The 23,017-nt window shown below is 61.7% G+C and carries 22 protein-coding genes and 1 tRNA gene; 5 read left to right on the top strand and 18 right to left on the bottom strand.

Features of this window, described 5'->3' with window-relative positions:
- Positions 1–143: 143 nt before the first annotated feature.
- Together NKI46_RS04555 and NKI46_RS04550 are read right to left on the bottom strand one after the other, a co-directional pair.
- A complete protein-coding gene (locus tag NKI46_RS04555; RefSeq protein ID WP_023731828.1) occupies positions 144–1,604 on the bottom strand; it encodes an AMP nucleosidase in 1,461 nt (486 codons plus the stop codon).
- Between the two features lie 278 nt (positions 1,605–1,882).
- The gene (locus tag NKI46_RS04550; RefSeq protein WP_023702175.1) at positions 1,883–2,077 is read right to left on the bottom strand and encodes a hypothetical protein; all 195 of its coding nucleotides are present in this window, start codon (positions 2,075–2,077) and stop codon (positions 1,883–1,885) included.
- Between the two features lie 51 nt (positions 2,078–2,128).
- On the opposite strand from NKI46_RS04550, the gene NKI46_RS04545 reads away from it, so the two are divergent.
- The gene (locus NKI46_RS04545; RefSeq protein ID WP_156935551.1) at positions 2,129–2,359 is read left to right on the top strand and encodes a hypothetical protein; all 231 of its coding nucleotides are present in this window, start codon (positions 2,129–2,131) and stop codon (positions 2,357–2,359) included.
- A 131-nt stretch (positions 2,360–2,490) separates the two neighbouring features.
- Here the strand turns inward: NKI46_RS04545 and NKI46_RS04540 are convergent, their stop codons facing one another.
- Positions 2,491–2,832: a DUF2147 domain-containing protein gene (locus NKI46_RS04540; protein WP_352744942.1), complete on the bottom strand. Its 342-nt coding sequence runs from the start codon at positions 2,830–2,832 to the stop codon at positions 2,491–2,493.
- Between the two features lie 437 nt (positions 2,833–3,269).
- Here NKI46_RS04540 and NKI46_RS04535 point away from each other — a divergent pair, with 437 nt between their 5' ends.
- Both NKI46_RS04535 and NKI46_RS04530 read left to right on the top strand, forming a co-directional pair.
- Positions 3,270–3,536 carry an SEL1-like repeat protein gene (locus NKI46_RS04535; RefSeq protein ID WP_006199745.1) on the top strand — a complete coding sequence of 89 codons (267 nt, stop codon included), beginning with the start codon at positions 3,270–3,272 and terminating at the stop codon, positions 3,534–3,536.
- A gap of 386 nt (positions 3,537–3,922) precedes the next feature.
- Positions 3,923–5,044: an ABC transporter substrate-binding protein gene (locus NKI46_RS04530; protein WP_023670204.1), complete on the top strand. Its 1,122-nt coding sequence runs from the start codon at positions 3,923–3,925 to the stop codon at positions 5,042–5,044.
- Positions 5,045–5,093: 49 nt separating this feature from the next.
- Here NKI46_RS04530 and NKI46_RS04525 read toward each other — a convergent pair whose 3' ends face one another.
- From NKI46_RS04525 to NKI46_RS04465, 13 genes are all read right to left on the bottom strand, one after another.
- Positions 5,094–7,070, bottom strand: coding sequence for an acetyl/propionyl/methylcrotonyl-CoA carboxylase subunit alpha (locus NKI46_RS04525; RefSeq protein WP_352744939.1), 1,977 nt, complete (start codon positions 7,068–7,070; stop codon positions 5,094–5,096).
- A gap of 49 nt (positions 7,071–7,119) precedes the next feature.
- The gene (locus NKI46_RS04520; RefSeq protein ID WP_023684512.1) at positions 7,120–7,497 is read right to left on the bottom strand and encodes a hypothetical protein; all 378 of its coding nucleotides are present in this window, start codon (positions 7,495–7,497) and stop codon (positions 7,120–7,122) included.
- A gap of 45 nt (positions 7,498–7,542) precedes the next feature.
- Complete coding sequence (locus NKI46_RS04515) at positions 7,543–7,917, bottom strand: hypothetical protein (protein WP_023670207.1); 375 nt, start codon at positions 7,915–7,917, stop codon at positions 7,543–7,545.
- Between the two features lie 120 nt (positions 7,918–8,037).
- Positions 8,038–8,568: an O-acetyl-ADP-ribose deacetylase gene (locus NKI46_RS04510; RefSeq protein ID WP_023670208.1), complete on the bottom strand. Its 531-nt coding sequence runs from the start codon at positions 8,566–8,568 to the stop codon at positions 8,038–8,040.
- A complete protein-coding gene (locus NKI46_RS04505; protein ID WP_023670209.1) occupies positions 8,569–10,176 on the bottom strand; it encodes a carboxyl transferase domain-containing protein in 1,608 nt (535 codons plus the stop codon).
- 8 nt (positions 10,177–10,184) lie between these two features.
- Positions 10,185–11,009: a DUF1444 family protein gene (locus tag NKI46_RS04500; RefSeq protein ID WP_352744935.1), complete on the bottom strand. Its 825-nt coding sequence runs from the start codon at positions 11,007–11,009 to the stop codon at positions 10,185–10,187.
- 107 nt (positions 11,010–11,116) lie between these two features.
- Entirely contained in the window at positions 11,117–12,280 is a 1,164-nt protein-coding gene (locus NKI46_RS04495) for an isovaleryl-CoA dehydrogenase (RefSeq protein ID WP_352744932.1), read from the bottom strand.
- Positions 12,249–12,893: a TetR/AcrR family transcriptional regulator gene (locus NKI46_RS04490; protein WP_023702168.1), complete on the bottom strand. Its 645-nt coding sequence runs from the start codon at positions 12,891–12,893 to the stop codon at positions 12,249–12,251. Before NKI46_RS04490 ends, NKI46_RS04495 begins: the two co-directional genes overlap by 32 nt.
- Positions 12,894–12,960: 67 nt before the next feature.
- Positions 12,961–13,245: an acylphosphatase gene (locus NKI46_RS04485; protein ID WP_352744929.1), complete on the bottom strand. Its 285-nt coding sequence runs from the start codon at positions 13,243–13,245 to the stop codon at positions 12,961–12,963.
- Between the two features lie 156 nt (positions 13,246–13,401).
- Entirely contained in the window at positions 13,402–14,514 is a 1,113-nt protein-coding gene (locus NKI46_RS04480) for a pyridoxal phosphate-dependent aminotransferase (RefSeq protein WP_352744926.1), read from the bottom strand.
- 260 nt (positions 14,515–14,774) lie between these two features.
- A complete protein-coding gene (locus NKI46_RS04475; RefSeq protein WP_023684506.1) occupies positions 14,775–15,947 on the bottom strand; it encodes a porin in 1,173 nt (390 codons plus the stop codon).
- A gap of 121 nt (positions 15,948–16,068) precedes the next feature.
- Positions 16,069–16,311, bottom strand: a complete 243-nt coding sequence (locus NKI46_RS04470) for a GIY-YIG nuclease family protein (RefSeq protein ID WP_352521909.1) — start codon at positions 16,309–16,311, stop codon at positions 16,069–16,071.
- Positions 16,312–16,582: 271 nt separating this feature from the next.
- Positions 16,583–16,673: transfer RNA gene (locus tag NKI46_RS04465), tRNA-Ser, on the bottom strand.
- A 464-nt stretch (positions 16,674–17,137) separates the two neighbouring features.
- On the opposite strand from NKI46_RS04465, the gene NKI46_RS04460 reads away from it, so the two are divergent.
- Positions 17,138–18,352 (top strand): porin, encoded by a 1,215-nt coding sequence (locus NKI46_RS04460; RefSeq protein WP_023731410.1) that lies wholly within the window; start codon positions 17,138–17,140, stop codon positions 18,350–18,352.
- Between the two features lie 241 nt (positions 18,353–18,593).
- Positions 18,594–19,670: a tyrosine-type recombinase/integrase gene (locus NKI46_RS04455; RefSeq protein WP_352522269.1), complete on the top strand. Its 1,077-nt coding sequence runs from the start codon at positions 18,594–18,596 to the stop codon at positions 19,668–19,670.
- Positions 19,671–19,710: 40 nt separating this feature from the next.
- On the opposite strand, the gene NKI46_RS04450 is transcribed toward NKI46_RS04455, so the two are convergent.
- Positions 19,711–20,631: an alpha/beta fold hydrolase gene (locus tag NKI46_RS04450; protein ID WP_352522268.1), complete on the bottom strand. Its 921-nt coding sequence runs from the start codon at positions 20,629–20,631 to the stop codon at positions 19,711–19,713.
- Between the two features lie 300 nt (positions 20,632–20,931).
- Positions 20,932–22,965: a lytic transglycosylase domain-containing protein gene (locus tag NKI46_RS04445; protein ID WP_352744923.1), complete on the bottom strand. Its 2,034-nt coding sequence runs from the start codon at positions 22,963–22,965 to the stop codon at positions 20,932–20,934.
- Between the last annotated feature and the right edge of the window lie 52 nt (positions 22,966–23,017).

Here is a 23,017-nt window from a genome sequence, read left to right as displayed (position 1 = left end):
CATCTTTCGCACGCGTGCCATCAGACCGGGTTTTGCCCATAGACCGGGTAATACATTGCCGAGGTATCAGGCCTTTATCGGCTGAAATGCGGCCCAATCAAGATGACGAAACGCCTCGCGGCAAACATTTACGGCAAGCCGGTCTACTGAAAGGCCGTCTCCGAAAAGCTTCTCAGCTTGCGCGAATGCAACCGTTCCATCGGCATTTCCGCCAGCTTCTCCATCGCCTTGATGCCGATGGTCAGATGCTGCGCCACTTGCCGCTTGTAGAATTCGGTCGCCATGCCGGGCAGCTTCAACTCGCCATGCAGCGGCTTGTCGGAGACGCAAAGCAGCGTGCCGTAGGGCACGCGGAAGCGGAAGCCATTGGCGGCGATCGTGGCCGATTCCATATCGAGCGCGATGGCGCGCGACTGCGACAGCCGCTGCACCGGTCCGCGCTGGTCGCGCAGTTCCCAGTTGCGGTTGTCGATGGTGGCGACGGTGCCGGTGCGCATGATGCGCTTGAGATCGTAGCCGGAAAGTCCGGTGACTTCGGCGACCGCCTCCTGCAGCGCCACCTGGATCTCGGCCAGCGGCGGTATCGGCACCCACACCGGCAGGTCATCGTCCAGCACATGGTCTTCCCGGACATAGGCATGCGCCAGCACATAGTCGCCCAGCGCCTGAGTGTTGCGCAGGCCGGCGCAATGGCCGAGCATCAGCCATGCATGTGGCCGCAGCACCGCGACATGGTCGGTGATCGTCTTGGCGTTGGACGGGCCGACGCCGATGTTGACCATGGTGATGCCGCCATGGTTCGGCTTCTTCAGATGATAGGCTGGCATCTGAGGCAGGCGCGGCGCCGCCACGCCTTCGCTGGGCGCGTTTTGCCCTGCCTTGGTGATGACATTGCCCGGTTCGACGAATTCGGTATAGCCGTGGCCGCCTTCAGCCATCTGGGCCCGCGCGCGGGCGACGAACTCGTCGATGTAGAACTGGTAGTTGGTGAACAGCACGAAGTTCTGGAAATGCTGCGGGCTGGTCGCCGTGTAGTGCGTCATGCGGTGCAGCGAATAGTCGATGCGCTGCGCCGTGAACGGCGCCAGCGGCCTTGGTTCGCCGAACGCGACCTCGAAGGTGCCGTTGGCGATCTGGTCGTCGGTGCCGTCAAGATCCGGCACGTCGAACAGGTCGCGGATCGGCCGTTTGATGCGGTCGGCGGCGGCGCCATCGACATGGGTTCCTTCAAGGAACGCGAAATGCAGCGGGATCGGCGTGGTCGATTCCGAAACCGTTACCGGCACGCCGTGATTGCGCATGATCAGGCGAAGCTGCTCTACGAGATAGCGTTCGAACAGCACCGGCTGGGTGATGGTGGTCGAGAAATGCCCGGGGGTCGGCATGTGGCCGTAGGCCTGGCGCGAGTCGATCTGGGTGAACGAATTGGTGGTGACGCCGATCTCCGGGTAGAAGGCGCGGTAGCGCTTGCTTTCGTCGCCGCCGGCGGCAAGCGTGGCAAAGGAGTCGCGCAGAAACTTGGTGTTGCGGTCGTAGAGCACCTGCAAGGCGGCCACGGCCTTTTTGGCGTCGTCGAAGCTCTGCTTGCCGAAAGGCTCCGGCATGACGACCGATTCGATAGCTTGTGGGTAGATTCGCTTTTCCATGGCTCAATATAGAGACTTGAGGCCGCACTTGGGAGGGGAGGATGGCCGCCAAGTGGTCGATTTATTCGTCCACGCCCAAGGTGTGCTGAGATTCAGGTAAGGCTGAGCCGGAGTCGAAGACGGGCGCGAAGCGACCAAACTGGTTGGCTTCGAGAACCGGAGCGGAGCGTACTCGAAGTATGTGAGCACCAAAGGCCGCCACTTGCAGGCCGGCATCACCTTAATACCGGCACACCTTACCCGCGCTGCAGACTGACCAGCAAGACAAAGCCGACGCCATGCTTCTTCGTCGCCGGCGCGTCGATCGTCGTGTCGGCATTGGCCCGCATCATCGGCATGACCAGGACCGGCGCCGACAGCACGACCAGGACGAGCGCCGCCCGCGGCAGGAGCCGAAGGGTCTGGAGGGCGTTGATGGCGATGCGGTTCATGGCTTTTGCTTTTCTGTTTGGATCTATGTCTTTGTCGTCTCAGGGGCGAAAATGGTTCATGCAATCGAATTGGCAGGAACTGGCTGCATCCCAGGAACGGGCCGGGCGGCCGGCTTCGGCCACGAGGATGGCGAAGAGCATCCCGAACAGGCTCATCAACAGGCAGACGATGGTGAAGCGGCGAGCGAGCATTTGCGTAGTGTCTCCTTGAACACGCCATCAAAATGCCCTGATGCGACTGAACCGGCGCTGATGCCGACGTTCATCTGCGGTTCAAAGTGATTGACGAGGTCTTAGAGAGAGCGTCGGTTCGGGTTTGCGCCGCCGCAAACGGTCGTCGCTATGGCGCGGACCGTCCTGCAAAAGAAAACGGGGCCTGTGAAGGCCCCGTTGGTCAACTCAAAGCAGCAAGATCAGAGCTTGTGCCAGGTCTGGCTCTTGCAGATCAGCCCGCCGAGCACGCAGCCGCTCATCTTGAGCGAGGTGCCCGACAGTGTTGCCTTGCCCGAATAGGTCTTGTCGCTTGCCGGATCGGTGATGTTGCCGGCATATTTGTTGCCCCCGGCCGCCTTGAGCGAACCGATGGTCTTCCCGGCATATTTGCCGGTCTTCAGCGTGATAGAGAATGAACCGCTGCCGCCGATTACTGCTGTGTCGCCGGCTTGTGTCTTCCAATTGCCTTCGATCGGATCGGCCCAAGCCGCACCAGCCATCATCACGGCGGCCGCCAGGGCCAAGCTCACTTTGCGAAACATATCTGTCCTCCCTGGTTTAGATGGGGCAGCCGCCTCTCTGCCCCTTACGCAAACGTAAGCTAATCCAGCTCCCGGCAAAACAAAAGCGTGCCGCGACGGAAGGTTTCGCAATTTTCATGCGGGGTCGGGAGAGTGCAGCCCGTGGAAATGAAACGATCGAGGCGTTGGCTTTGGTTCGCGTGGTTAGCAGAGTGTTGATCGGCGCCTTGCAAATTTTCGTCAAATCGGTCGAGAAACGGCGGGATTGCTGACTTTGTTTCCTTAACGAATTTCCGCGTTTACCTCTTGTTTTAGCTTTGTTTTCTCCAAATTAAGCACGCCATTTAACGACGGATTCAAGGCTCGGCCTCATTCTCGGAAGCATCGAAAGAGCGGCTCCCCAGGGAACACCGGGGGACAGAAGAGGCCCGCTCTCGGGAGCCAGACAGGGGACTAAAATGGCACGTTTTGAAATGCTTGAAGCCGGCTTCGGCGCCATGGGGGCAACTGCCCAGGCCGACATTCTTTTCGAACTGGGCATGATGTATGCGACCGGCCGCGATTGCGAGACCGATGTCGTTGCCGCCCACAAATGGTTCAACATCGCCGCCATCAAGGGCTCGGTCCGCGCCGCGGAACTGCGCTCGGAACTGTCGGCCGCAATGTCCAAGGTCGAGATCGCCAAGGCGCTGCGCGAAGCCCGCGAATGGATGACGATGCACTGAGATCGCGAGCAGATTATCGCAGGCAGATTATCGAAAACAGGGAAGCCCCGGGATCAAGACCGCAAAGACGGTCGGAACCGGTGAAACGACAAGGCCGCGACAAGACGGCCGACCATGAAAGAACAAGAACGCGGCAGGCCGGCACGGTCCAGTCGTGCACAATGGGGACGGCGGGCAGGTTTTCGTGGCGCGGGGGCGCATGGGGACTGCTACGAGCAAAAAGCCACGACCGGCCGGAACAGGCTGGCGTGGCTTTTTGCGTTGATGAGGCCCAATCGAGCGGCGCCGATGCGCCTAGACAGGCCCAATGAAGGATGAAATTGTCCCGCCTTCGGAAAGAAGCGCGGCCAGAGCGGCTGCGCGAGTGTGGGAGGAGTTCTATCACCATGAAAAAAATGGGTATTTTGAGCGCGGCCGTATTTGGCCTGATGATGAGCGCGCCGGTTGCCTTTGCCGATGACATCACCATTTCGGTGGTCGGCCCGATGACCGGACAGCTCGCCACGATCGGCGACCAGTTCAAGCAGGGCGCAACGGCAGCCGCCGACGCGATCAACGCCGCCGGCGGTGTCAACGGCTCGATGATCAAGCTCGACATCGAGGACGACCAGTGCGATCCCAAGCAGGCGGTTTCGGTGGCCAACCGGATCGTTGCCAACAGCGTCAAGTTTATTGACGGCCATGCCTGTTCAGGTTCGAGCATCCCGGCTTCCGCCGTCTACGCCGAGGCCGGCGCGCTGATGATGAGCCCGGCCTCTTCAAATCCCGAGCTGACCGATGCCGCCGCCAAGGCCGGCTGGCCGACGATCATGCGTCTCTATACGCGTGACGACGCGCAGGGCGCCTTCATTGGCCCGTGGATCGCCAAGAAATATGCCGGCAAGAATGTCGTTATCCTGCATGACAAGAGCGCCTACGGTCAGGGCGTTGCCGATGCCGTGAAGGCGACGATGAATGCCGGTGGCCTCAAGGAGATCGACTATGAAGGCATCAATGCCGGCGAGAAGGATTATTCGGCTCTCGTCACCAAGCTGAAGGACCTCAAGGCCGACGTTGTCTATTTCGGCGGCTATCACCCGGAAGCCGGGCTTATCCTGCGTCAGTCGGCCGAGCAGAGCGTTAAGTTCCAGCTGATCATGCCGGACTCGATCGCCTCGCCGGAATTCTGGCAGGTCGCCGGCCCCGCCGGTGAAGGCACCCTGTTCGTCTTCCCGTCGGACCCGCAGGCCAAGCCGGAAGCCAAGGAGGCCATCGCCAAGATCAAGGCGGGCGGCTTCGTGCCGGAAGGCTTTACGCTGTTCTCCTACGCCGTCGTTCAGGCGTTTGCAGAGGGCGTCAAGCGCGCCGGAACGGACGATCCGGTCAAGGTAGCCGAAGCGCTGAAGAACGGCACGCCGTTCAGCACCGTGGTCGGCGACGTGACCTTCGACGAGAAGGGCGATCTGAAGAACGCCAGCTACGACATCAACCAGTGGCACGACGGCAAATACGCACCGATCGCGCAGTAATCGTCCGCGTACTCATGGAAATGGCCGGGCTTGTCCCGGCCATTTTTGTTCAAGCCTCCAGCCGGCTTGCAGCCTCTTCAACGAAGCGCACCAGCACCGTTCCGTCGGTGACCTGCGCGCCCTCTGTGGCGATTTCCGCGATCACGCCGTCATGGCTGGCCGCGATCGTGTGCTCCATCTTCATCGCTTCCAGGGTCAACAGCGGCTGGCCCTTGATCACCCTTTCGCCCTTTGCCGCGCGCACCAGCTTGACCAGGCCCGGCATCGGCGCGCGCAGGCTGCCGGAAGCGGCGGCAGTCTCGTCGGTGCGCGCCAGCGGATCCGGGACGAGGAAACTGTAGCCGACCGCACCTTCGAACACGGTGACGTGGCCTGGCCAGCGGGCAAGGCGAGGGGCGGCGCGAAGATCATGCGAATTGACGCTGTCATAGGGCGCGTCCAGCGCCACCTCGAAGCGCCCGTCCGGCCGCACTGAAACACGCGCCAGTATATCGTCCTCGCCATGGCGCAGGCGCGTGCGGCGCGCAATGCTGTGGAAATGCGCATAGCCGGCAAGCGACGACCACGGATCGTTCGACGGCGGCAAGGCACCGGCGCCCGCCGCGGCAAGGGCCGCCGCGGCAACGATCTCGCTGCGCGGCGGGGCGACCGCGGTCAGCGCTTCCTGATGCCTGCCGATCAGGCCGGTATCGACGTCGCCGGCCGAAAAATCGGTGTTCGCGGCAAGTGCCGCGAGAAAGGCGGTGTTGACGGTCGAGCCGGCAATCTCGGTCTGCGACAACGCAGTCCCGAGCGCATCGAGTGCCGCCTGCCTGTCCTTGGCGTGGACGACCAGCTTGGCGATCATCGGATCGTAGAAGGGCGAGATCGCATCGCCGGCCCGCACGCCGGTCTCGATGCGCATGCTGGCGCCTTCGGGCGCGTTGTCGGGAAACGCCAGGTGATGCAGCGTGCCGGTCGCCGGCAGAAACCCTTTCGCCGCTTCCTCGGCATAGATGCGCGCCTCGAAGGCGTGGCCGGAAAGCGTGATTTCGCTCTGCGTCTTCGGCAGCTTTTCGCCGGCGGCTACCCGCAACTGCCACTCGACCAGGTCGGTGCCGGTGACCATTTCGGTGACGGGATGCTCGACCTGCAGGCGGGTGTTCATTTCCATGAACCAGAAACGGTCGGCCTTCAGCCCCTGCGAGGCGTCGACGATGAATTCGATGGTGCCGGCGCCCGAATAGCTGATCGCCTTGGCGGCCTTGACCGCCGCTTCCGTCATCGCCTTGCGCAGCGCCGGCGTCATGCCGGGCGCCGGCGCTTCCTCGATCACCTTCTGGTGGCGGCGCTGCGCCGAGCAGTCGCGCTCATAGAGATGCACGGCATTGCCAAAATTGTCGCCGAACACCTGGACCTCGATGTGGCGCGGCTTGTCGACATATTTTTCGACCAGCACGCGATCGTCGCCGAACGCGGCCTTGGCCTCGCGCCGTGCGCCTGACAGCGCTTCCGAAAAATGTTCGGGATGTTCGACGCGGCGCATGCCCTTGCCGCCTCCGCCGGCGCGCGCCTTGATCAGCACGGGATAGCCGATCTCACGCGCCTTGGACGCCAGCAGCACGATCTCCTGCGCCTCGCCATGATAGCCCGGCACCACCGGCACGCCGGCCTTTTCCATCAGCCGCTTGGCCGCGTCCTTCAGACCCATGGCGCGGACCGAGGCAGCCGACGGGCCGATGAAAATCAATCCCGCCGCCACCACCTGGTCGACGAAATCAGGGTTTTCCGAGAGAAAGCCGTAGCCGGGATGGATGGCCTCGGCGCCGGTCGCCAGCGCCGCCGCAACAATCCTGTCGCCGCGCAGATAGCTTTCGCCGACGGGCGAGGGACCGATATGCACCGCCTCGTCGGCCATCTCGACATGCAGAGCCTCGGAATCCGCGTCGGAATAGACGGCAACCGTGCGCACACCGAGCCTACGTGCGGTGCGGATCACCCGGCAGGCGATCTCGCCGCGATTGGCGATCAGGATCTTGGCGAACATGGAGCCTCCCGGGTTTGTCTCGGGCGGCGCCGGTCTGGCAGGAATGAGCCTATTTCGAAGCCGCGATTTTGCAGCCGCCGCTCGCGGTCTGAACCTTCCACTTTTTCAGGCCAACCTGACAGCTTCGCAACGCCAACTCTTCCGCGGCCTTCTGAGATGGCGCGTTCAGCCGCGCACCGCAGATGATGTAAAGATCGTCGACGCGCGAGTAGAATGTGGTCGCGTAGGCCGAGTGGCCACTCGCCGCGACATAGGCGTTGTACGACTTCGTGCAGGGCTCCTTTGGATTCAGTGACAACGGAGGCCAGAATCGGGTGTCTCCCTTGCTGCCCGCCAGCGATCCAGCCGCCCCGATACCGGGTGCCGTAAATACGAGCAGGCCGGCAAGCATCGATACAGTAATTCGTTTGATGCGTGTCGATTTCATCTTGCGCCGCCCATTTGAAAAATGCCCAAGCCGATGCTTGTCGGCCTACTTCGATGCCGCAACTTCGCAGCCCGCCCCTGTAATGACCTTGTAATGGCTGCGGGCGGACTCGCAGGATTTCATCGCCCGTTCTTCGGCAGCCTTCTGTGACGGTGCATTCAAGCCCGAGCCGCAGATGATGTACAACGAACGGATCCGGGCATAGGGCGTGGTCGCATAGGCCGAATGGCCGCCGGCGGCCACATAGGCGTTGTAAGCCATGGTGCACTGGTCTTTCGGGCTTTTCGGCAAATACGGATAGAAATGGATGTCGCCTTTGCTTCCCGCCAGCGATGCCGCGGCGCCAACGCCGGGTACCGCAAATATAAGCAAGACTGCAAGTACCGACGCAGTCGTTTTTCCCGAATATTTCGGCCTCATCTTTACCCCATCCCCGTTGCCCAATGCGGAATGAACAATAGCGTCTATTCTCCAGTGCCGCCAGCCTGCTCACCGAAAATTTCTTTTGCGTAGGTGGATGAACCATCTTATCCATGCAGACTAGCATCCTTCAATGGCAGCAACGGCTTGTCGGTATAGTTGAGCTGTTGGCTCGTCGAAGCAGCAGAAAATAACTGTTTCGGGCGTTGAGTTCTGTCCGACGAAGGTACCTGCGATGCCAACGGCAATCTGCGTCGCCTCATTTTTCGGATAACGGTAGATGCCGGTGGAGATCGCCGGAAATGCCACGGTCCGGCAATCCCTGGCGGCGGCGATTTCGAGCGACCTGATATAGCAGGAGGCGAGCAGCCCGGCTTCGCCTTTTCCGCCGCCTTGCCAGACAGGTCCGACCGTGTGGATGATGTAACGTGCCGGCAGGTGATAGCCCTTGGTAAGCTTTGCTTCGCCGACCTTGCAGCCGTTCAGCATCCGGCATTCGAATTCGAGCTCCGGGCCTGCGGCGCGGTGAATGGCGCCGTCGACGCCGCCGCCGCCCAGCAGCGAGGAATTGGCGGCGTTGACGATGGCATCGACCGCAAGCCTGGTGATGTCGCCGGTGTGGACATGTATCCGTTCGCCGAACTTGCTCATCTACATCCTGAACACGCCGAACTTCGTTTCTTCGATGTCGGCGTTGAGCGCGGCCGAAAGGCTGAGCGCGAGCACTTCGCGCGTTTTCCCCGGATCGATGATGCCGTCGTCCCACAGCCGCGCCGAGGAGTAGAGCGGGTGGCCCTCATGCTCGTATTTCATCAGGATCGGCTTCTTGAATTTCGCTTCCTCGTCCGCGCTCCACTCACCGCCCTTGCGCTCGATGCCCTCGCGCTTGACCACCGCCAGCACGGTCGCCGCCTGTTCGCCGCCCATCACCGAAATGCGCGCGTTCGGCCACATCCACAGGAAGCGCGGCGAGTAGGCGCGGCCGCACATGCCGTAATTGCCGGCGCCGAACGACCCGCCGATGATCATCGTCACCTTCGGCACCTTGGCGGTGGCAACCGCCATCACCAGCTTGGCGCCGTCCTTGGCGATGCCGCCGGCCTCGTACTTTCGCCCGACCATGAAGCCGGTGATGTTCTGCAGGAAGATCAGCGGGATCTTGCGCTGGCAGCACAGTTCGATGAAATGCGCGCCCTTCACAGCACTTTCGGAAAACAGCACGCCATTGTTGGCGATGATGCCGACCGGCATGCCCTGAAGATGGGCAAAGCCGGTGACCAGCGTGGTGCCGTAATTCTGCTTGAACTCGTCGAACTCGGAGCCGTCGACGACGCGCGCGATCACCTCGCGCACATCATAGGGCTGGCGCAGATCCGTCGGCACGATGCCGTAGAGTTCCTGCGCGTCATGAAGCGGCGGCATGGGTTTCTGTAAGGTCAAGCTTACAGTCTTGCGCCGGTTGAGGTTTTTGACGATGCGCCGGCAGATGGCCAGCGCATGTTCGTCGTCCAGCGCATAGTGGTCGGCGACACCGGACAGCCTGGTGTGCACGTCGGCGCCGCCAAGCTCCTCGGCGCTGACATCTTCGCCCGTAGCCGCCTTCACCAGCGGCGGGCCGCCGAGAAAAATGGTCGCCTGGTTGCGCACCATGATCGTCTCGTCCGACATTGCCGGCACATAGGCGCCGCCCGCAGTACATGAGCCCATGACGCAGGCGATCTGCGGAATGCCGGCCGCCGACATGTTGGCCTGGTTGTAGAAGATGCGGCCGAAATGCTCGCGGTCGGGAAACACCTCGTCCTGGTTGGGCAGGTTGGCGCCGCCGCTGTCGACCAGATAGACGCAAGGCAGATTGTTTTGCAGCGCGATCTCCTGCGCCCGCAAATGCTTCTTCACCGTCAGCGGATAATAGGTGCCGCCCTTCACCGTGGCGTCGTTGACCACGACCATCACCTCGGTGCCTTCGACACGGCCGACGCCGGCGATGAGGCCGGCCGAGGAAATCTCCTCGCCATACATGGACCATGCCGCGAACTGGCCGATCTCGAGGAAAGGCGAGCCGGTGTCGAGCAACTGCGCTAGCCGCTCGCGCGGCAACAGCTTGCCGCGCGAAACATGACGCTCGCGCGCCTCCTCCGAGCCACCGCGCTCGACGCTTGCCGCCTTGTCCGCAATGTCGGCAACCAGCGCCCGCATGCGCTCGGCATTGGCGAGGTAGGTTTCGGAGGAGGGCGAGATCTGGGTTTGGAGTACGGCCATATCGATCTCTACACCTGCGCTAGGAGTTTGCCGTTGCGGCGTTCGAAAATTTTATCGGATAGCAGATTGAAGCCATCCTCGAACGTGACGTCGATCATCTGTCTGGCCGCGCTTTGGGCCTTCGGATTGCTCGCATCGAAGATGAACAATTGATCCCGGCGCGGCAGCGCAAATAAAACATCGCCGGGAAACTGTGCTTTGATCGACAGCCAGAACTCGTCGAGCAGCACAAGGCTCGTGGAGAGCATCGTATTGCCGTCGACGTAATAGAGATAAAATGTGCCAATCTGGCCGTCGGAGACAATTTTCGGCAGCCATTTCTTCACATTGCCTAGTGCGACATCGCGCAAATCCGAAAGCGCCCGGCCGGGGAAGTCCTTCGGAGCAACAGGTGAGACTGAATCGGGAAGGTCGGCCATGTATACGACCGCAATTTCACCAACCAGCGGTTCGCACAATAAATCCAGACCCATCGATCTGAGGTGCTCGACATACTGCTGGGTCCGTATCACCGCGATCAGACTTTCTTCACTCGCCCTAGGTCGTATTTCGGCGAGGCCTCGGACTAGCCTGCGTATGGCCGCATCGGCGTCTTCGTCGGGGTATGAGTTCAAGTGCCCGAACACGTTTGTGACGTCTGCCGTCACTTCTGCGCCATCGAGTTTTGCGCCGATTTTTGCAGGATCCGATGGGTCTGCGACAGCGCTATCGACACCTGGCTGCCGTTTGAGTTCGGCAATTACGAGCTCTCTGAATTCCGCCATATTAGAAAAGCGACGCTTCTGAGCCTTCGCGCGCCCGAGAAAGCCAGCGATTGTGAAAGACAAAGCCATCGCAAATATCCCCCGCCTTGTGACTGGATGTCCCGATGACGTAACCATCTATCGCCCTACTTGTCTCTCGATACCCGCAAAACAACAGCCTGCCATCTTGGCAGGCACTAAACCCCCTCCGCCATGATCTCGCGTCCGATCAGCCAGCGGCGAATCTCACTGGTCCCGGCGCCGATCTCGTAGAGCTTGGCGTCGCGCAACAGCCGGCCGGTCGGGTACTCGTTGGTATAGCCGTTGCCGCCAAGCAGCTGGATGGCGTCGAGCGCCATCAGCGTCGCCTTTTCGGCGGCAAACAGCACGCAGCCGGCAGCATCCTTGCGTGTCGTCTGGCCGCGATCGCAGGCAGCCGCGACAGCATAAACGTAAGCGCGCGCGGCGTTCATCGTCGAATACATGTCTGCAAGTTTGCCCTGCACGAGCTGGAACTCGCCGATCGGCTGGCCGAACTGCTTGCGCTCATGCACATAGGGGATCGCCACGTCGAGACAGGCCGCCATGAGCCCGAGCGGTCCGCCGGCGAGCACGGTGCGCTCGTAGTCGAGGCCCGACATCAGGACCTCGACGCCGCGGCCCTCCTCATGCAGCACATTGTCATAGGGCACCTCGACATTGTCGAACACCAGTTCGCCGGTGTTGGAGCCGCGCATGCCGAGCTTGTCGAGCTTTGGCGATGCCGAGAAGCCGGCCATCGTCTTTTCGACGATGAAGGCGGTGATGCCGCGCGATTTCCGCTCGGGATCGGTCTTGGCGTAGACCACCAGCGTTTCGGCATCGGGGCCGTTGGTGATCCACATTTTCGAGCCGTTGAGCACATAGCGGTCGTTGCGCTTTTCGGCGCGCAGCTTGAGCGAGACGACGTCGGAGCCGGCGCCCGATTCCGACATGGCCAGCGCACCTGCCCTTTCGCCCGAGCACAATGCCGGCAGGAATTTCTCCTTCTGAGCCGGCGTCGCCCAGCGGTTGATCTGGTTGACGCAGAGGTTCGAATGGGCGCCGTAGGAGAGACCAACCGAGCCCGAGGCGCGCGAAATCTCTTCCACCGCAATGACGTGGGCAAGATAGCCCATGCCGCTGCCGCCGAAATCGGGATCGGCGGTGATGCCGAGAAGGCCGAGCGCGCCGAGTTCTTTCCACAGATGCGCGGGGAATTGATTGCTGCGGTCGATCTCGGCGGCGATCGGCGCTATTTTCTCCTGGGCAAAGCGGCGCACCAGATCGCGCAGCGCCTCGATGTCTTCGTCATGCCCGAAGCTGAGTGTGTTCGTGTACATGCCGTTCCTCCCCGATTTCGATCTTCGCGCCAACCAGGCGCATTGTCATTGAAAGGTATGTCGCCGTGACTTCAGCCATCGACAGCCGCTCGCCCGGCCGGAACCAGACGATGACGCCGGTCATCATCTGGATCAGGGCCATGGCAGTGAGCCCGGTGTCATCGACACTGAAGGCGCCGGCCTCCGCGCCGTCGCGCAGGATGGCGCGCAACTCCTTCTCATAGGCGGTGCGCATGCGAAGGATCTGCGTCAGCCGGTCATGCGACAGGCTGCGCAATTCCATGTTCGAGACATGGGTGGAGTGGCGGCGCTCGATGTGGAAAGCGATGTGGTTTTCGACATAGGCGGCAAGCCGCATTGCCGGATCGGCTGCGTCGGGGCGTGCGGCGTCCCACGCTTCGATCAGCCCTTCCATATGTTCGCGCATCAGCGTGAACAGCAGGTCTTCCTTCGTCGGAAAATAGCGGTAGAGCGCGGCCGCCTGGACGCCGACCTCGGCGGCAAGCTGCCGCATCGACATTGCCTCGTAGCCGAAGCGGGCGATCAGGCTGACCGCAGCCTCCCGGACGGCCGCTTCAGTTTTTTCGCCGTCGGATCCCGTTGTGCGTGCCATGAACGTCTCCCGAACCAGTAATAAAACGAACGTTCAATTAATTCAAGCGGCAATAAAGTGGTTCCGTCTAGACGATGATCCGAAAGTCGATGGGCGCGTCGAGGAGTTCGAATTCCTCGGTCTCGACCTTCGAAACCGAAGCTCCCCTTGGCCCTTGCCGGAGCTGATCGATCATTGTGGAAACCGCAGCATCGGCACCGGCAATCCAGGCCGTCACGGTGCCGTCTCGTTCATTGCGTACCCAACCTACGAGGCCAAGCCCTGTCGCTTCGCCTCGCGCCCACGTCCGGTAGCCGACGCCTTGCACCTTGCCATGCACACGCGCCTGCACTGCCCTTTGCCGGTCATCCATCGTTGCCTCCCATGCACAGAAACTGGCGCGGAATCGGACGAAAGCAACAGGCTTGAGTGTCGGATTGCTGCTGGATCGACGGAGTCGGGGTCGCGGCTGATTCTGTTTTGGCCTTGGCGGCCTCGGCAGGCTCTGTTGCGATGGCAATCGGCCGGGCTAATTTCCCCGCGCAGCGGCGAGCGCGCCGAGCAGTTCCTCGGCAAAGATGTCGAGCTCATGATCGAGGCCGACGCTGACCCTTATGCAACGGTCGAGCCCTGGCGCCATCGGTTTGCGAATGAACACGTCGCGCGACAAAAGATTTTGCAGCACTTTCAGCGCGAAGGCGCCGTCCTTGCCGCAATCGATGGTGACGAAATTGGTCGCCGATGGCAGCGGCTTCAGCCCGTTCGTCTCGGCAATCCCGGCTATACGTGTGCGGCCGGCAGCAACTCGCGCCACCACGCTGTGCAGCCAGTCCTGGTCGGCCAGCGCCTCGACGCCGGCGATCTGCGCCATGCGGCTGACGCCGTAATGGTTGCGGATCTTCTCGAAATCGCGGATCACCTCAGCCTCGGCCACCGCATAGCCGCAGCGAATGCCGGCCAGCCCGTATGCCTTGGAGAAGGTGCGCATGCGGATGACGTTGGGCCGCGCGACATCGATCGGCGGCAGCGCCGAGGCCGGCCCCAATTCGCCATAGGCCTCGTCGAGCACCAGCATGGTGGTTTCCGGCAACGCTTCGACGAAGCGGGTGATATCTCCTGCTTCCCACCAGCTGCCCATCGGATTGTCCGGATTGGAGAGATAGACCAGCGGCGCCTTCTCCTTGATGACTGCCTTGAGCAGGCCGTCCAGGCTTTCCTTGTCGTTCTCGTAAGGCACCGTGACCAGCCGGCCGCCGACGCCGGCAATGTGGAAGTTGAAGGTCGGATAGGCGCCGAGCGAGGTGACCACTGCGTCGCCCGGCGCGACATACATGCGCGCCACCAGGCTGAGCAGCCCGTCTATGCCTTCGCCGACCACGACGTTTTCGGCGCCGACCCCGAGATGGCGGGCGGTGGCCTGCTTCAGATCGTAATTGTCGGGATCGCAATACATCCACTGGTCACGCGCGACGCTCTCCATGCGGGCGATAACGCGCGGTGAAGGCCCGAAACTGCTCTCATTGGCGCCGATGCGGGCGCGAAACGCGCGGCCGCGCTCGCGCTCCTGCGCCTCCGGGCCGACAAACGGCACCGTCGAGGGGAGTGCGCCGACAAGCGGCGTGAGGGCAGGGCGCTGGCGCATGGCAAAGGCTCACGACGAGAAGAGGGGCCTTCTTGCTAGCGTGCCCGATAGGACGGCGCAAGTTCTGGCGCGGCTGGAAATAGCGGCCATGACGCCCGGGATGAAATCGGCGCGGGTGGCCACGCTCTACGACCTGACTGCCGGTAGGCGGCAACCTTTTGAAGGCCAGCACTGCAGCCAATGACTATGGCGACGGATGCTTCAAAAAGAAAAACCCGGCGGTTGCCCGCCGGGTTCGATTTTGAGCCAGTCAGAGCCTGTTAGAACGAGCGCTGGAAGCGCAGCAGGCCGCCAATGCTGCTCTTCTTGTCGGCGTTGGTGAAGTTGGAGAAGTTGGCGTCGTCGAACTTGCCTGCGTTGAGGTAGTCGACTTCGGCCGTGACCGTGAAGCCGGGAACAACGTCGTAGGCGATGTTGGCGGCGACGCCGAGATTCTTCCATTCGTCATACGAGACCTGGGCGTTGAACGAGGTCTTCTCGTTGATGGTGTAGGTGCCGCCACCCCAGAATGCCCAGTTGCCGCCCCACTGCTTGTAGAAGCCGCGGCCGCCGGCGTCGATCGCATAGCTCGAGTCCGTCAAATTGTCGTCGGTGCCGTAGCCGCCCATGATGAACAGCGACAGGTTCTGCATCGGGGTGATGTCCAACCGAACCTTGCCGGCGACTTCTTCATAGTTGCTGTCATAAGCGACGACGCCGGTGATGGCGCCCCAGCCCTGCGTGTACTTCACGCCGCCGACGACATGCGGAACGTAGCTGTCGATGGTGTCGAAGCCCGAGCCTTCTTCGAGAGAGACGACGGCCGAGAAGCCGTTGCCCGCATCGAAGTAGTACTGGACGACGTTGGTGTCGAAGTCGCCGTAGGGAACGAGCGTATCCTGAAGGACGTTGCCGGCGTAGCCGATGAACGTGTCGAAGGCCGATTCGTCTTTACCGACGCGCAGACCACCGAGCTGGATCCAGGCGAAGTTCAGCGAAACGTTCTTGTTGCCGGCAGGGTTGGAGTTGAACTCGTCTGCTTCGGTCGTCGGATCGTCTGCCGAGGGGTAGCCGTTGCGGTTGCCGAAGTTGAAGCGGGTCTCGGTGTAGGTCTTCAAGGTGCCGAGTTCGGTTTCCTGGCCGGTCCAGGTCTTCAGCGTGAAACGGGCGTTCTTGTAGAAGGTATCCTGCTCGTCGCCATCCTTATGGTCGAAGGACCTCGCACCGTCGAACGAGCCGACGTCGCCGGCACCGATGTCGTAACGGACATAGCCGCCGATGCGCAGGCAGGTTTCGGTGCCGGGAATGTAGAAGTAGCCGGCGCCGTAGACGTCGCAGATCTTGACGTATTCAGCCGGTTCCGGCTCGGCGACGACGACGGCGTCGGCGGCGCGCGCACCGGAAACTGCGATCAAGGCCGCAGCGGAGCCGAGGAGAAGGCTCTTAATGTTCATTTTCTGACCTCCAGTCAGAATCGAACAAGATAGTGAAGCCGGCGACAGGCGTTTTCGCTGTAATCAGTTGTTATTGTTGAGGTTTATTGAAAAATGGACTTTGCTGCGGGTGATGCGGCCATCACCACAGGCGCTTGTTTGCGAAAGCATGCCCTGAACCGGATTTGAGATAGCGCTCGAATGAAGCTGCCTTGGCCTGGTTCGAAAAGGCCATATAGGTGACGATCCGCCACGGCAGAAACTTGGATGTATGGCTGGATTTCCCCGCATTGTGCTCGACAAGCCGTCGTTTCAGGTCCGTCGTTATGCTGATATAGCGTTCGCCTTCGGCAGCCGCACTCTCCAGGAGATACACATACCACATGAGCTGCTCTCCTTTGCCGGGGCTTCGGAGGGCATCCTCTCCGCCATCCTGCTTCGCGCTGAGGGTTGGGTTTGTCCTGCGAAGCTCGAAGAGCGAAGCAGGACTGCCAATCGAATTTTGCAAGTGATGCTTTGGGCTTACGCTGTGCGGCACGTAGCACGCCACACGGTCCGGCCCTCCTACGCCAAGGCTTCGGAGGGCATCCTCTCCGCCATCCTGCTTCGCGCTGAGGGTTGGGTTTGTCCTGCGAAGCTCGAAGAGCGAAGCAGGATGGCGGAGAGGATGGGATTCGAACCCACGAGAAGCTTTTGACCTCTACTCCCTTAGCAGGGGAGCGCCTTCGACCACTCGGCCACCTCTCCGTTGCGCCGCTGGATAAAGAAAAGCGCGGGCACAATCAACAAGCCGGCGCCATTATCTCTGAAAATTCCGGATTTGGCCGCAGCGCCGCCTTTTGCATGCGGCGAATCTGCGGCCGCTCCCTGGCCGGCGAGTCGGCAGCAGCGCCGCAATTCCGGCCGGCGATCGCCGGATTCGGCCGCAATGCGGCGCGCTGGACAAGGCTTCCGGGCCCTTCGATAGTTAATGAGAGCTTTCTGACTGAGGCCAAATCGTGTCATTTGTGCAACAACGCCGGGGGATAGCACCCGCACAGCCCTTTTGCCGGTACGATCATGGTTGAACGCCGCCGCCTCATGGGTAATGTCAATTTCGAAGGAGCGGCGCGGTGCGCATCTTTTTCGGTAGTGGGGATGGGGCAGGGAACGCTGTCCTTCAGCAAAGAATACCCAGACCCGTTTTTTAACTTTTGACTGGAGGTCAGAAAATGAACATTAAGAGCCTTCTTCTCGGCTCCGCTGCGGCCCTGATCGCAGTTTCCGGTGCGCGCGCCGCCGACGCCGTCGTCGTCGCCGAGCCGGAACCGGCTGAATACGTCAAGATTTGCGACGTTTACGGCTCGGGCTACTTCTACATCCCCGGCACCGAAACCTGCCTGCGCATCGGCGGCTATATCCGCTACGATATCGGCGCCGGCGACGTCGGCTCGTTCGACGGTGCGACGTCTGCCGACGTTGAGGACGGTGGCAGCAACGACACCTGGTTCAAGCACGCCCGTTTCTCGCTGAAGACCTGGACCGGCCAGGAAACCGAGCTCGGCACCTTGAAGACCTACACCGAGACCCGCTTCAACTTCCAGAACAACAACCGTGATTCGGGCTTCGATCCGGACGGAGCCGGCCCCCTCTTTGGCTCGCCCAATGCTGCTGGCAACGGCGACACTGTCTCGCTGAACTTCGCCTGGATCCAGCTCGGTGGCCTGCGCGTCGGTAAGGACGAATCGGCCTTCAACACGTTCATCGGCTACGCCGGCAACGTCATTCAGGATACGCTGGTTCCCTACGGCGATTTCGACACCAACGTCATCCAGTACTATTTCGATGCGGGCAACGGCTTCTCGGCCGTGATCTCGCTCGAAGAAGGCGCGGGCGGCGGTACTCCCGGTTCCTACGGCGTGGGCACGATCGACAGCTACGTTCCGCATGTCGTCGGCGGCTTGAAGTACACGCAGGGCTGGGGCGCCATCACCGGCGTCATCGCTTACGACAGCAACTATGAAGAAGTCTCCGGCAAGGTTCGTTTGGACATCACCCCGATGCAGAACCTGTCGCTCTTCATCATGGGCGGCTACGGCACCGACGACAACCTGACGGATACGGGCTACGCGTTCCCGGCCGGCGGCCGCGGCTTCTACAAGCCGTGGGATGGCAACTGGGCAGTCTGGGGTGGTGGCACCTACACCATCAACGAGAAGACCTCGTTCAACGCTCAGGTTTCGTATGACGAAGGTGAAAACCTCGGCATCGCAGCCAACATCGCCTACGACGTCGTTCCCGGGTTCACGATCACTGCCGAAGTTGACTACGTCAATGCAGGCAAGATCGATGAGGTCGATACCCTTGGCACGAACCACAACTGGACCGGTATTACTGATGGCGACGACGCCATCGGCGGCATGCTCCGCTTCCAGCGCTCGTTCTAAGGTCTGGCTTTAGGCAAGTGAATACCAGCCCGGGCGCATCTACGCCCGGGCTGTTTTTGTTTCGTGACTGGAACAAGGCAAGCAGAAGGAACAGGGGGAATCGGCAGCTGAACAGTCCGTAGGGTGAGTTCGTGGGATCCGCTGATGGGCGGATGAATTCACAACTGCGTGATTAAATCTCTTGAAAGGACGCTTCCAAGCGGGTAGGTCTGACTCTATCCACTCGGGGGTGTGGCAATTTATGACCATCGACGCGATACAAGAGGGCGACCCCTCCGAACATTTCTCAATGTTCTCTTCTCAAAATGCGAAGATAAAATACAGCTACAACAAGATCAGAGAAGTAAAGTCGCACCGGGTCGGAGAGCTTTTTTCAGCATACCGAGACATACTCTGGGATGATGGGCGACATAAGTACAATGTCAGCTCCTTCATCGGCGAAATAGACGAGATTCTCCTCGGAGAACGGTTCAGCGCCTTCGACCAGAGCACCCTTGACAACCTTATCGGCACCTTGCGCCAGCGCGGCAACAGCAACGCAACCATCAATCGAAAGATGGCTGCCCTCAGCAAACTGCTGCGCAAGGCTTACAAGATGGGGGATATCCACAGCCTGCCCGAGTTCCGCCGCCAGAAGGAGCGGGCGGGACGGATACGTTTCCTCGAAAGGGACGAAGAAGCAAGGCTGTTCGCCGCCATCAGGACCCGCAGCGAGGATGCCTACCGTCTTTCATGCTTTCTCGTGGACACCGGATGCCGTCTCGGCGAGGCGCTCGGACTGATCTGGAACGACATCCAGGAACACCGCGTCTCGTTCTGGATCACCAAATCCGGCCGCAGCCGCACCATCCCGATGACCGAGCGGGTCAAGGAGGTCATCAAACTGCCCCCGTCAGAGGGCCGCCGGCCCAAGGGCCCGTTCACCAAACTCAGCCAGGCACAGTTTCGCGCCATCTGGAACGATGCCAAGGCTGAAGTCGGTCTCGGCGCCGACGACCAGGTGGTGCCGCACATCTTGCGTCACACCTGCGCCTCACGTCTGGTCCAGGGCGGCATCGACATCCGCCGCGTGCAGATGTGGCTTGGCCACCAGACGCTTTCGATGACCATGCGCTACGCACATCTGGCCACCAACGATCTCGACGGCTGCGTCGTCGTGCTGGAGACACCACGCGGCGAAGGGCTGTCCGGCGATGGAAAAAGCTCGGCCTTCGCATCGCCGCTGACCACGGCCTCAGTGCCAGCGCCTGCTCAAAAAAGCAAAACGGCAGCGGCGAAGGCACCCAAGGCGCCCCGGAAAAGCTCGAAAGCCAAATAGTTACCCAAGGCTTTCATATACTGCCACGACAACCCCAGGATCAGATTTGATCTTGGGGTTTACTTATCCTATCCAAACATTCCGCTTCATCCAGGAAAGCCGCGATGGCGCCCGGCAAATTGCCTGTCTCCAGGAAGGGGGCATGACCCTGGCCCTCGACGGTGGTCGCTTCCATGCCGGGATGACGCTTTTGCATCTCGTCGAGTGTGTCGGCCGACAAGAGTTTCGAGTTGGCGCCGCGAATGGCAAGCAAAGGTATCGCCGCCAGCGCCTCGAACAGCGGCCACAGATCCGGCAACGGCTTGCTGAGGTCGAGGCCCGCCACCGTCTCGACCAGCTGCGTGTCGAAATCCGGCAGCAGGAGGCCTTCGTCCGTCTCGCGGTAGAGGGCCGACACCATCCGCTCCCAATCCCCCTCGGTCAGAGCGGGAAAATCCGCGCCGTGCGCGACGCGTTGCGCATCGATCGCCTCAGCGCGGCTCTTCGGTTTCGGTGCCGGGTCGAGATAGGTTTGGATATGGGCGAGCCCCGCGGCCTCGATCACCGGTCCGATGTCGTTCAGCACAATGGCTTTCAGCGCGGCTGGCCGCAGCGGGCCGAGCACGTGGATGATCAGCCCGCCGCGCGATGTGCCGATAAAGGCCGCTTCCTCGACGTTCAGAGCGGCCAGTCCGGCGAGGACATCGCCGGCCTCGATGCCGACATTGTAGTGGCCGATGTCAGGGTCGTAAGCGGACTGGCCGCGGCCACGGTAGTCGAAGGCGATGACCTTGCGCGGATTGTCGGCCCGCTGTGACAAATAAAGCGCCAACTCATGAAAGTCGCGCGCGTTGCGGGTCAGTCCAGGCAGGCAGACCACCGGCCAGGTTCCCGAGTTTGTCTCACCGTAGATGCGAGCGTGAAGTCTGAGGCCGTCCGGCGCTGTGTAGAAGAAATCGGAAAAGCCGTCGGTGCTCGACATATTAAAAGGACTCCCTGGCCGGATTGTCTCCGTCTGCTACAGGCGAGGGTGGGAGCGGTCAAATCGAGGGTTGTCGGCAAGCTGACACTCTTGGAAATGTCGCCCTCCTCTGTCCTGCCGGACATCTCCCCCACGAGGGGGGAGATTGGCGGTTCAGGCGCTACGCCCTTCCTTCGACGTTGGAGATTGGCGAAATCGGCAACGACAGCTGATCTCCCCACTCGTGGGGGAGATGGCCGGCAGGCCAGAGGGGGGCGCGAAGGATCGCCAACGTCTGCCCATGGCGACAGCTCTGCCGCCTCAACCCCGCCCGTTCACCAAATCCCCAACGATGTCGTACTTCCCCGAAATACGCATCTTGTAGACCTCGTAATTCTCCATCACGCGCTGCACGTAACTTCTTGTTTCGGTGTAGGGAATCCGCTCGATCCAGTCGACGACGGCGTCGATGCCCTTGCCGCGCGGGTCGCCGTACTTGGCTACCCATTGGCTGGCGCGGTTGGGGCCGGCATTGTAGCCGGCGAAGGTCAGCACATAGGAGCCGCCGAAGCGGTCGAGCTGCTCGCCGAGGAAGGCAGCCCCCAACGTCGCATTGTAGCCGGCATCGCTGGTCAGCCGATCCTGGGAAAAGCTCAGTCCTGCCTTCTTCGCCAATTGCTTGGCGGTGCCCGGCATCAGCTGCAGCAGGCCGCGCGCGCCGGCGCTGGAGACGGCGCCGACATTGAATTCGCTTTCCTGGCGGGCGATCGCATAGGCCAGCGCCTTGCCCGAGCCGGATATGTCGGCGGTGTCGGGAATGACGCCCAGCGGATGCGACAGCGCGCCGACATCGATGCCGCGCGCGCCGGCGATCTTGCCGATCTTCAGCGCCATGAAATGATTGCCCTGCTTTTCCGCCAGCACCGCAAGCAGCGCCAGCTCGCCGGGGCTGGTCAACTGCCCGGCGAGGTCGCGGTAAAGCGTCTCGGCATAGCGGTCGTAGCCCGCCTCCTGCAGCCGCTTGATGGCGCTGACGGCTTCGCGGCTGTCAAAGCTTTGGCGGTCGGCAGTGCTTGGCTCGGGATAGACGATGTTCAGCGTGCGCAAGCCAACCCGTTCCGCCGCCAACTGCCCGTAGAAAGTGGTGCCATAGGCTGCCGCCTTGGTGAAATAATCCTTCGCATTGCCGGGACCGCCGACTTCCGCCGCGCGGCCAAGCCAGTAATAGGCGCGTGACAGCGACATCGGTCCCTGCGCGAGATCGGCGATGCGGGCAAAATGGGTCGAGGCCGTCGCAGGATCGTTGAGGCCGCGCAGCGCATACCAGCCGGCGTGGAATTCAGCCTCGGCGGCGCTGGCGGGACTTTCGGCGGCGTGCGCGGCAACGATCTTGTAGGCGGTCTTCCAGTCGCTCTGATCGACCAGCGCGCGCGACAGCACGCGGCGTTCTACCCACCAGGCATCGGGATCGACCAACGCGTCGCGGTTCGTTGGCGCTTTCATCATCAACGCGGCGGCGTCCGCAAACTTCCGCTGCTTGCGCAGATATTCGGCTTGCGCGAAGAAATAGCCGGCCGATTGCTGTGCGGCAGGCACTGCTTTCAACAGCTTGGCCGCGTTCTTGTCGCCACGCGAGGCGGCGGCCCAGGCATCGGCCAGCGGTTGCGCGCCGGCAAGTGCTGCGACCCGCAGTGCCGAATTCTCCCGGTCGGCATAAAACATCCGTTCCATGCGGAAACGATGGTCGGCAGCCGGAATGATGGCGCCAAACTCCTTGCTGACGGCCGCCTCGTCCCTGGCTTCCAGCTTCTCGGTGCGCCAGAATGGCGACAGCACGGAAAGCGCAGCCTTGGTATTGCCAAGAGCTACATAAGAACGGGCAAGGATGACCACGCCTTGAAAGGTCAGCGGCTGGCTGCCGTCAAAGGCTTTCACCACGGTCTGCGGCGACGGGTTTTCGCGATAAAGCGCGCGCTCGCTGTTCTTGCGCAAGGCCATGGTGCCCGGCCAGTTCGGCAGCATCTTTGCGGTATCGGCAATCTCGCTGCTCGGCACACGGTCGCCGCCATAGAGCGCGATTGCCCAGGCCAGGATATGGCGGTCCAGCGAATTGGCCGGCAATGTTTCGCGCACGGCTCGCGCCGCGGCGATATCGCCGGTCGCCAATGCGTCGAGACCGCTTTTCAGCACGACGATGCTGGGGGAGGGCACATCGGTCTCCGCTCTGTCTTGCATGTCGGGCATCGGGATCGATGAGGTCGTCTGCTCGTCGACGCTCTCGTTTGCCGCCGTCCCCACTATCAGCAGGGCAACGGCGCCAAGCAATATGAAGCGGAGTGGCCGACCGGCCGGCATGATCCTGATCTTTCCCTGTTGCGGCACTTTAGATGGCAAGCCCAGGTGCCCG

This window comes from Mesorhizobium sp. M0615, from assembly GCF_040320805.1.
Classification (GTDB): domain Bacteria; phylum Pseudomonadota; class Alphaproteobacteria; order Rhizobiales; family Rhizobiaceae; genus Mesorhizobium.
The sequence above is the reverse complement of the archived record's forward strand: the minus strand, read 5'-3'. Positions and strand labels throughout refer to the sequence as shown.